A 1215-nucleotide genomic window follows, 5' to 3' on the forward strand; every position below is an offset into this window, starting at 1 on the left:
CTTTTAACACCAGCGTGATTCACGCCACGGGAGAATTACATCTAAAATGAAGGGGAATAAACATGCCACACCGCCCACCTACTATCACGCAGCCAGCTATTGCTCGTGCTTTAAGAGAAGCTAAAAAACAAGGATGCGAACTCATAGAAATCAAACCTACAGGGGAATTATTAATTCATATCAATAAAACCATAACACCAACAACGACAGATAATACTTATAGCATTGACGATTTTCCACCGCTTGAAAATGAACAAGAAGACTATGAGACCAGCAAAAGCTGCCCCTCTGTCGACGGTATAAAGTTTTAGCCATGCCAAAACGCCGTCCACCGCATCTTGTTCGTGAACGTACACGCCATGGTAAAGTTATATGGTATGTACGTATTGGTCATGGACCACGGTTTCGGATTGAAGGAACCTATGGAACGCAAGAATTTGTTGACAATTATACGCTGGCTATTAAACAAGCGCAAAATGGCTCCTCCAAAACAAAGAGGCATACCAGACTCACAGAAGGGTCTTTCGATTGGTTGTTACATCAGTATTTACAAAGCATGCAATGGCATAATCAATCAGAATCTACTAAAAAAGTTAAATATCGAATTCTGAATAATGTTTCTAAACATATCGGTGATCGTGCATATAAAAGCATAAACAAACAACACATTCTTGAAGCCGTAGATAGAAGGCGAGAGACCCCCGCGGCGGCAAAACATTTTTTGACCTCTTTAAACGGTCTCTTTAATTGGGCGGTTGATAATGCCCTTTTAAATAGAAATCCTGCCTTTAATATAAAAGCACCAAAATCTTTAAACAGTGAGGGATTACTGCCATGGCTAGAAGAGGACATAGACAAATATTATCACCGTTGGTCACATGGTACACATGAACGCGTCTGGATTGATGTTCTTCTTTATACAGGCTTGCGTCGTGGTGATGCCGTTCGTATCGGCTGGAAAGACGTCAAAGATAATATCATTTATCTCAAAACAGAAAAGAGCCAATTTAAAACAGATGTTTTTCTTCCTATTTTACCAGAACTAGAGGAAACCCTTAAAATTGGTCCTATAGGTAATGAAACATTCATTTGTGGTAAAGGTGGAAATAAGCTTGTCAAAGAAAGTTTTGGCAACCTCTTTCGTGAAGCATGTAATGCAGCAGGTATTAAAAAATCAGCGCACGGATTGCGAAAATTAGCAGCAACACGTGCAGC

The 1215-nt window shown here is 40.0% G+C and carries 2 protein-coding genes; both read left to right on the forward strand.

Annotated features, from left to right (window positions below):
• Positions 1 to 62: 62 nt before the first annotated feature.
• A complete protein-coding gene (locus tag ACFIKO_RS09225) occupies positions 63 to 311 on the forward strand; it encodes a hypothetical protein (RefSeq protein WP_015857131.1) in 249 nt (82 codons plus the stop codon).
• Positions 312 to 313: 2 nt separating this feature from the next.
• Positions 314 to 1215 (forward strand): tyrosine-type recombinase/integrase (locus tag ACFIKO_RS09230; RefSeq protein ID WP_375673876.1); only part of this gene is annotated, 902 nt, incomplete at its 3' end.

Source organism: Bartonella sp. TS82HLJMH, from assembly GCF_042193495.1.
GTDB classification, from domain to species: domain Bacteria; phylum Pseudomonadota; class Alphaproteobacteria; order Rhizobiales; family Rhizobiaceae; genus Bartonella; species Bartonella grahamii.